Origin of the sequence: Paenarthrobacter sp. NPDC058040 (assembly GCF_042885775.1) — a bacterium.
In the GTDB taxonomy this organism is placed as follows: domain Bacteria; phylum Actinomycetota; class Actinomycetes; order Actinomycetales; family Micrococcaceae; genus Arthrobacter.
The window spans coordinates 46,683-54,563 of sequence record NZ_JBHVRN010000023.1 but is presented as its reverse complement, the minus strand read 5'-3'; the positions used below and the strand labels follow the sequence as shown (position 1 = coordinate 54,563).

General features: G+C 60.7%; 9 protein-coding genes and 1 pseudogene. 7 read left to right on the top strand and 3 right to left on the bottom strand.

Translation table 11 applies throughout. The annotated features are described in order from the left end of the window. From ACFVSJ_RS23395 to ACFVSJ_RS23375, 5 genes and pseudogenes are all read left to right on the top strand, one after another. A pseudogene (locus tag ACFVSJ_RS23395) lies at positions 1-184 on the top strand (IS110 family transposase); the annotation flags it as partial. A gap of 332 nt (positions 185-516) precedes the next feature. Next, entirely contained in the window at positions 517-1,113 is a 597-nt protein-coding gene (locus ACFVSJ_RS23390) for an RNA polymerase sigma factor (RefSeq protein ID WP_387439511.1), read from the top strand. Next, complete coding sequence (locus ACFVSJ_RS23385) at positions 1,110-1,850, top strand: peptidase M56 family protein (RefSeq protein WP_387439510.1); 741 nt, start codon at positions 1,110-1,112, stop codon at positions 1,848-1,850. The genes ACFVSJ_RS23390 and ACFVSJ_RS23385 overlap by 4 nt, the downstream gene beginning before the upstream one ends. A gap of 117 nt (positions 1,851-1,967) precedes the next feature. After that, positions 1,968-2,456: a hypothetical protein gene (locus ACFVSJ_RS23380; RefSeq protein WP_387439509.1), complete on the top strand. Its 489-nt coding sequence runs from the start codon at positions 1,968-1,970 to the stop codon at positions 2,454-2,456. 8 nt (positions 2,457-2,464) lie between these two features. Next, on the top strand, positions 2,465-2,938 hold the full coding sequence (locus tag ACFVSJ_RS23375) for a hypothetical protein (RefSeq protein WP_387439508.1): 474 nt from the start codon (positions 2,465-2,467) through the stop codon (positions 2,936-2,938). Positions 2,939-3,037: 99 nt separating this feature from the next. Here the strand turns inward: ACFVSJ_RS23375 and ACFVSJ_RS23370 are convergent, their stop codons facing one another. Next, positions 3,038-4,138 (bottom strand): ABC transporter permease, encoded by a 1,101-nt coding sequence (locus tag ACFVSJ_RS23370; RefSeq protein ID WP_387439507.1) that lies wholly within the window; start codon positions 4,136-4,138, stop codon positions 3,038-3,040. Between the two features lie 110 nt (positions 4,139-4,248). On the opposite strand from ACFVSJ_RS23370, the gene ACFVSJ_RS23365 reads away from it, so the two are divergent. Further along, complete coding sequence (locus tag ACFVSJ_RS23365; protein WP_387439506.1) at positions 4,249-4,839, top strand: TetR/AcrR family transcriptional regulator; 591 nt, start codon at positions 4,249-4,251, stop codon at positions 4,837-4,839. 318 nt (positions 4,840-5,157) lie between these two features. On the opposite strand, the gene ACFVSJ_RS23360 is transcribed toward ACFVSJ_RS23365, so the two are convergent. Both ACFVSJ_RS23360 and ACFVSJ_RS23355 read right to left on the bottom strand, forming a co-directional pair. Then, positions 5,158-6,552 carry an NAD(P)-binding domain-containing protein gene (locus ACFVSJ_RS23360; RefSeq protein ID WP_387439505.1) on the bottom strand — a complete coding sequence of 465 codons (1,395 nt, stop codon included), beginning with the start codon at positions 6,550-6,552 and terminating at the stop codon, positions 5,158-5,160. A 39-nt stretch (positions 6,553-6,591) separates the two neighbouring features. After that, positions 6,592-6,969 carry a cupin domain-containing protein gene (locus tag ACFVSJ_RS23355; RefSeq protein ID WP_387439504.1) on the bottom strand — a complete coding sequence of 126 codons (378 nt, stop codon included), beginning with the start codon at positions 6,967-6,969 and terminating at the stop codon, positions 6,592-6,594. A 353-nt stretch (positions 6,970-7,322) separates the two neighbouring features. Here ACFVSJ_RS23355 and ACFVSJ_RS23350 point away from each other — a divergent pair, with 353 nt between their 5' ends. Beyond that, positions 7,323-7,736 carry a cupin domain-containing protein gene (locus ACFVSJ_RS23350; protein ID WP_387439503.1) on the top strand — a complete coding sequence of 138 codons (414 nt, stop codon included), beginning with the start codon at positions 7,323-7,325 and terminating at the stop codon, positions 7,734-7,736. Positions 7,737-7,881: the final 145 nt, after the last annotated feature.

Here is a 7,881-nt window from a genome sequence, read left to right as displayed (position 1 = left end):
TAAAGCGCTGCACATGATTGCTCTAACAAGAATGGCATTCGATTCGGAAACCATCGCATACGCAGCCAAACGAAAGGCAGAAGGTCTAACCAAAAAGGAGATCCGTCGGTGCGTGAAACGTTACCTCGCCCGACGGATCTACCGCACGCTCAACGCCAACTGCCTCAATCCATTGCTACGTTGACAACCATAGAAGAGTCGATAACCGTGATTCCGTCAATCTGGGGGAGTTGGAGGCTAAAGCATCCCTGGCTCTGGGTCGCCATCACGCCAACAATCCGCCCAACGAAGCCCAGCAACACTGCCCCCGCTGCCAGGATCACGAACCAACTAGAAGATACTCCGCCGCCGCTCCATATGAGCAAGCTACATTGCTCGTGTTCGTCGATGTCTTACTCCGTGTATCTGTGAGGGTTGGACTCTCGACCTTGGGCGTACCAGGCCCTCCGCCATGAAGCCCGGAAAAAAGTTTTCGCCAATCTGTAACTATCTGGAGTGTCCCGGACAATACAGGGCATGGAGAACGTTCAGCCGGGGGATGACGTCCTTTGGGCGAAGAGCCTGAAGGGTGACGCGGAGGCGTTTGGTCTGTTGTATGACCGGCACCGCAGCCGCGTCTTTCGTCATGCCTATCGGCTGGCGGGCGGAAGGCATGACGCCGAAGACTCCATGGCGGCCGCGTTCCTTGAGCTATGGCGTCGCAGGGAGAGCGTGAAGCTGGTTGATGGCTCGATCCTGCCGTGGTTGTTGGTGACAACGACTAACACAGCCAGGAACCTTCAGCGGTCAAAAGCCCGGCATCGGAAGCTACTGGATGCCATTCCCCGTCGCAGCGAGGCCGAACTGGAACTGGATCCGGCCTATGTGACCAGCGACTCATCGATGAATGCGGAGGTCGCGCACGCGCTGGCTGTCTTGAGGCCATTGGACCTGAAACTCGTAAGCCTCGTCGTCTTCGAGGAGTTGCCGTTGCAGGCGGCCGCTGAAGCGGTTGGTCTTTCACATGGGGCGGCAAGAGTCCGTATGCACCGTGCCCGTCAAAAGCTGAAAGAGGCCCTGCCCCGTTCACTTCACCACGCTTACGCGCCAGCACTGAAAGGAGATCCGTCATGAACGACGTTCGCATCGATCCGCAGTTCGACCAGGCCCTCCGGGAAGTACTCGTCGCTCACGTTCGAAACGGCGCAAAACCTCGAGCCCACAAGCGGCGTCGCCTGCTGATCGCCGGCGCACTTGCCGGGGCAGGGATGCTGGGCGGTGTAGGGGCTGCAGCTGCAGGGCTCTTTGGCCTTCCGGGCGTACCCACAACAACTGTCCTGACGACCCCATCGACTGCCGTTTACAGCGGCACGGCAACCGTTGATCTTGGACCGGCCCCGGAAGGAGCGACCGGCATTGAAGTGGAACTGACCTGCCTCACTGCCGGCAGGTTCACCTTTCCGGATGGCGCCAACGTCTCGTGCTCGTCGTCCGATCTTGGCACTCACGGCGCGTGGTCAAAGTACGTCGTCGCCTTGGACCCCTCAACCCACGGGGTGACCATTTCGACCGATCCAGGGAACAGGTGGCAGATCAGTGGGAAATACGTCTCACAAGTTCCCACGGATTGGAGGGTCAATGCCAAGGGCGAGACCTACGGTGTCGAAGTCCCAGGGCGTGGAGCACCCGACCTGATCGCGGTCATAGCCACGAACGGAGCAACGGGCTACGCCTACTCGGATCAGATGAAAGGCACCGACCCGTCCAGCCCGGAGGAAGCAGCCAAGAACCTTCCGCGACCTCAACGGGAAATCCCGGTCTTCCTCAGCGATGGCACCACTGAAGTGGGGGTATTCATGGCCCCAGGATGAGGCGCGGTACTCGTAACAGAAAAGCTGCCAGCCCTTCATTTGTCATTATCGGATAGTCATTTCACGGCCCACAATATAGGCTGTCGAAATCCGTTCAATGTCAATGAGGTGGGGTAAATGGGTAATACTCAGAAATCCGGAAATGGTCGCCTTTCTGTGCGCTTTCGCAAGCGGCTGACAATAATGATTGCGACCTTTGTTGCTGCATTTGCTGTTATGTTTGGTGCCCAATCCGCCCTGGCGTACGGGGCGGTGAACGGCGCGATCAGCCAGTACTACGTGGCTGGCCACTGGTACGACGCGTATGCCGTGATCTATACGGCGCCTGCATCGTATGCGGTGGCCGGTACCAAGAGTTCATTCACCGGAGGAGGTACCTACACGGGATGGGCTGGAGCCAGAGGCCGCCTTTTCACGCAGGATAATTACCTGAGCTGCGAAGCCGTGAATTCATACAACCCCTCTCCGGGGACAATCGCCGAGTCCCATTCATGCTCTCGTTACCAGCCTTACAACTGGTACAGCTGGGGTGTTGCCCGTGGCTGGAACGGCTCTTCCTATAACGACGCCTACACCTTCAAAACCGTTCTTCAGGGAAATTACTAGGGGAAATCATGAGCCTTCAAAAAATGCCCATGCGGGGCTACGTGATTGTCGTCGGTTTGTGCGCAGTTCTGGGACTGGGAGCCGGTGCCTCTGTGGCTGCGGCCGCGGGTGGCCCGGTCCCTGCGAGCGTGGCTTCCCAGGCCAAGCACGCCCCCGGGTATCCGAAGAATGCCAGCGGTAACACCTATGGATTTGCCAGTGATTCCGCATCACCCGAAGGGGAGCCGGATCTCATCGCCGCCCTCACCACCGAGGGTAGGGCAGGCTACGTCTCCAAGGCCGAACTCGACGTCGCCAACGGAACATCAGCTTCGCTGGAGTTCAAAACCCCTGAAGACGCCGTTAGGTGGATGGAAACCGAGGGCCGCGCCGACCGGGTAATACCCGTCTATGAGGCTGACGGTAGGACCGTAATTGGAGAGTTCGTCGTGGTGGGGCTGGACGCACAGAAGGCCAACCGGGAACTGGTCAATACCCGTTGATCGGTTGGTGATTGGGGGGATGGCGGGCGTGGATTTTTCTCCACGCCCGCCATTTATTTTGTGCAGTACTCCGGGACGCGAGAGCACTTCGGGGCGGTGCTACGCCTCCGCCACCGCCGGGGCGTTCCGGAAGTGGCCCAGTGTGATGAGGAGTGCCCCGGCGACGGCCCAGCCGGCCAACACCAGCCAGGGGAACGCCGCCGAAGCGTCGGGGAAGTACGACAGGTCCCGCAACAGTGTTCCCGAAGCTCCCGGCACCATCCACTGGCCGACGTCGCCCCATGGGGCGGGGAGGAATTCCTTGGGTTGGGTCAGCGCGGAGAGCGGGTTGCCGATAAACAGGGTGATGACGGCGCCGAGCGCGATGCCCGCCCGCCCGATCAGTGCATTGAGTCCCACGATGATCGCCGCTGTTGCCACTACGCCAAGGCCGATCGCGGCCGCGTTGGACCAGAAGTTTCCTTGGAGGATGTGGAACCAGCCCTGCAGGATGCCAGCGAGCCCAAGGCCGGCGATGACGCCATAGGCCAGGATCGCGCCCAGTCGGCGCCACGTTCCGGAGACGAGCAGTGAGATGAGGACGCCGCCGATCATTCCGCCCATGGCGAGGGGCAGGCCGGCGACGGCCAGTCCCGTGCCGCGTGCGTCGTCGGACGAAAGAGGAACGACGTCGGTGACGGCCACTTGGGGGACTGGGGCGGGCTGGGTGCCCTGTCCGCTTTGGGGTGCCGTTCCTTGGGCAGCCTGCGCGAGGGCGGCCTGGAGCTTGGCGATGACCTGGGCCTGGATCTGGGACTGCATCTGGGCGCCCATTTGGGTCAGGGCCTGGGAAGCGACAGGACTGCCGGCGCTGGCGACGAGGATCTCCGGGGATGCGCCGAGGATGATCGCGCCGTAGACCTGCCGCTGTTTGATGAGGTTCACGGCTTCGTCCCGGCTGGACGCAGTGCGCACGTCGAGGGCGCCGGCCGGTGCCTGCGAAGTGATCTGGGCGATCTGCTCCGTGCTGCCGACGGCGGCGACGGGCAGGTTCTGGACCTTGGCGGTGACGCTCGGCCAGGCGAAGGCCAGAAGTACAGTGCAGACGGCGACGGCGGCAAGGAGTGCCGTCCGGAGTGCGTGCGGCCACGGGGTGCGGGGTCCCGCGCTTGGCTCTTGCCTGCGCTCCGGGGCTGCCGTTCGTTCAGTGGTGGCGGACATGGCGTGTCCTCTCAGGGTCGTGCAAAAAGAATGTTCGTTCTCCATTTTTGACCCATTGCCGGACGAACGTCAAGAATGATCATTCGTTTTCTTTGGGGTACCGTTGATCCATGCCGAAAGTAAGTGAGGAACACCGTGCCGCGATGCGGGAGCGCATCCAGCGGGCCGCGCTGGCCTGTGTAGCGGAGAAGGGTTTCTCCAACGTTGGGATGGGTGACATCATCGCCAAGGCCGGCCTCTCGGCCGGTGCCGTCTACGTGTATTACCGCAGCAAAGAGGAATTGATTGTCGACGCCGGCCGGCGGGTTTTCGAGGAGCGCATGGCGGCGCTCGAACGGCTCAGCGGCCATGATCCCGTCCCGCCGCCCGAAGAGGCCGTCATAGCCCTCATGTCCGGCCTGATGAAAATGGACTTCTTTCCGGATGTCGCGGTGCAGGTGTGGGGCGAAGCGGTCCGGAACCACCAGCTGGGAGAGGTGGCGCAAAACATCCTTGTCCAGATCCGCGGCCATCTTGAGAAATACCTGGAGGCATGGATCCGCGCGTCGCGCCCGGCCGAAGACGCGGAGGCCACGGCACGATGCCTCGCCCCGGCCGTCATGGGCCTGATCCAGGGGTTCGCCATCCAGTCAGCCCTTGGTATCGAAGGAACCGGACCGGCGTACCTCAAGTCCGCGCGGACGCTCCTCGCAAGCCTTTAGGGCGACCCTTACTGCAGATACCTGAAGACGCCCCATGTTGGGTGGTTGACCAGGAGGCACGTTGACGAATGCCGGGCGGCAAACATAGCCGGCCGGCGTGTGGATGCGCTGCGGAACAGAGCTTTTCCGCCGCAGGCAAGGCACCGCAGCTGATGCCGAAGCTCGTACCTGTCTGTCCTGCTCAGGGAGGCGAAGAGTTCCGCTTCCCATTCCTCGTGGTCGGCTAAGCAGTAGGCCCTTCTCACCACACTTCTCCACGTTGATCCATGGTTGGCCCTCCGCCGGTCTGTCTGACCGGCGGAGGGCCAACCGCGTGCGTCAGGCGCGTTCGTCCGCCAGCACCTTTGGCGATTCGCCGGCCAGCTCCTGGGAGGGGCCGTTGAGGTAGCGGTCCAAAGAGTCATCCATGGCGTTGATCCACCGCGTGTGGTGCTTGGTTGCCATGGTGCCCGTAACCACCGAGCGATGGATGGCGTCGCGGTAGCCCAGGATGTCCGTGTGCTTGTTGTGCATCCAGTCCTTGAACAGCTGGGATACGGCATCGAGGTCGAAAGGCGGATAGTCCGTTGCGTCGATGAGCTCACGCAGGTAGTCGGACTGGAAATCGGCTTCGGCATCGTGGTCCGGGAGGGCTGCCTGGCGCTCCAACCAGAGCTGGATGTCGGCCTCGCGTTCGGCAAGGGACGGCAGGTCGATGACGCCGGTCATGACGTCGCGGGCAAACCAGGCCTGGGCGTCGAACATGTTGAAGGTGTAGTACTGGTCCTGCGCCCCCAGGTAGAACAGGTTGGTGTTCTGCTGCCAGACCACGCCTTTATAAAGATTGGCCGGGTAGAGAACGTTCGGGGAGTTCAGGGACAGTTCGCTGGGCAGGAACGGGTACTTGTGCTGGTAGCCGGTGCAGAGTACGACGGCGTCAAAGTCGTCGTGGGTGCCATCGCTGAAGAAGGCTGTGCGGCCTTGGAAGTGGGTCACCAGAGGGCGCTCAACGGTGTTCCACGGCCAGTGGTAGCCCATGGGGTTGGACCTGTAGCTCATGGTGATGGAGGCGGCGCCCATCTTGTGGGCTTGCATCCCGATGTCCTCGGCGGAGTAGCTGCTGCCGATCATCAGCAGCCTCTTTCCCACGAACCGCTCGGCTCCGCGGAAGTCGTGGGCATGCAGGACCTCACCGGGGAACGTTTTGATTCCCTTGAATTCGGGGACTGCGGGAACGTGGAAGTGCCCGGTGGAGACCACAAGCTTGTCGAAGACGTGGGTTTCGGTGAGGTTGGTCCGGAGGTCCTCAACGGTCACCGTGAATTCCTGGGTGTCCTCGTTGTAGGTGGTGTGACGGGCCACGGTGTTGAACTTGACGTACTTGCGGACATCGGACTTTTCCACCCGGCCCTTGATGTAGTCGAAGAGCACCTCGCGGGGCGGGAAAGAGGAGATGGGGCGTCCAAAGTGCTCGTCGAATGAGTAGTCCGAGAACTCCAGGCACTCCTTGGGGCCGTTCGACCAGAGGTGCCGGTACATGCTGGAGTGAACCGGCTCGCCGCTGGCGTCCAAACCGATGCGCCAGCTGTTGTTCCACTGACCGCCCCAGTCGTCCTGCTTCTCGAAGCACTTGATGTCCGGGATGTCGATGCCCTTTTGCCGCGCTGATTCGAACGCCCGCAGTTGGGCCAGGCCGCTGGGTCCTGCGCCAATGATTCCGACTCGAAGTGTCATGCTGCTTACCTCTTTCAGGTTGTGTGAAGGCGCCGGAACCTACGCAGCGAAGTCGCGGTCGCCGGCAAAGAATCCGAGGGCATAGTCGGGCGTTTCGAACTTGACGGTTGTCCCCTTCGGGAAGAAGAGAACGTCGCGCTCCTTGGCGCGGGTGACTTCGCCCGTTGCCTGGTCGGTGAGGATGAATTCGCCGGCGACAACAACCTTCATCTCGTCATAGGTGTAGGTGTAGACGAGGGGCTTGGACGCCTTCAGTTCAAAGAATCCGGCACACATGACCGAGCCGGCAGGGTTGGAGAGCGAGTCACCGATGGCTGCATCGCAGCCTTCCTCGTTCATCGATGGAAGGTTCAGGAAACCGCCCTCGACCTTGTGGATGGATCCAGCCTTGCTCAGGGTTCCGTTAAGCGTTTCCATGATTTCTCCTTTGGATCTGGTGGGATTTCGGCAGAGCTGTGCCAGGGGACAGGTTGGCTGTTTGTCATCGCCCATTTACCGCCGGACGACGTCGGCTTGAAGGCCTTGGATCTGTGATGGGAGTCACGCCCTTGCCTGAATTACGTTGACATGAACGCCTGTACAAGTCAACCGTTCATGAAAAATTAATTGGATCTTTCGCATAAGGATTTCTTTGTCTTGAACCGTTGACTTGAACATCTGTTCCTGTCACAGTTGACCTCGCTGTGACCCGCATCATATTGGCGCGATGTGCCACGAATTCCCTTTGATTCTGCGGGGCAGTGGGCCACGCCTACGAAAGGGTGAGAACTTTGACAACAACCCCTGCGCTGCAGACCCGGACGCCGATGACGGAGGAGGTTATTGACCTCTGGCCGACTGAGTCCATGATTCCAATGAAGGCGGAGTGGCCGCGGTTGCGGTGCCGATTCATCAACTCCAAGCCGGTTGGCCGTTGGGCCGACTTCATTCTGTCCGAGTGGGAGTTGGAAGCCTGCGGCTGGGAGGATTTCCATCCCCACACCGAAACCAACGTCCTTCTTGCGGGCGAACTTTACGTTGAGAGTGAAGGCAAAACCGTCATCCTGAAGCCAGGCGACGCTGCCAGGGTCAACCCCGGGCAACTCGGCCGCTACTGGGCGCCGGTTTACGCCCATATGGTCACCATTTACGGTCCCAACCCTGAGGGCCTGGAGTCGGATTCCTTCCGTTACTTCGAACTCTAAACCACTCCGTATCCGGAGTAGGCGGCTACCAGCCGCGTTTACATCAACACCATTTCACGCATCCATGGACGCGATGCTGCGCAATTAACTGCATTCTGATCATCATTTGGAGCGACTCCATTCGGCATGCAGTGACATTGTCCTG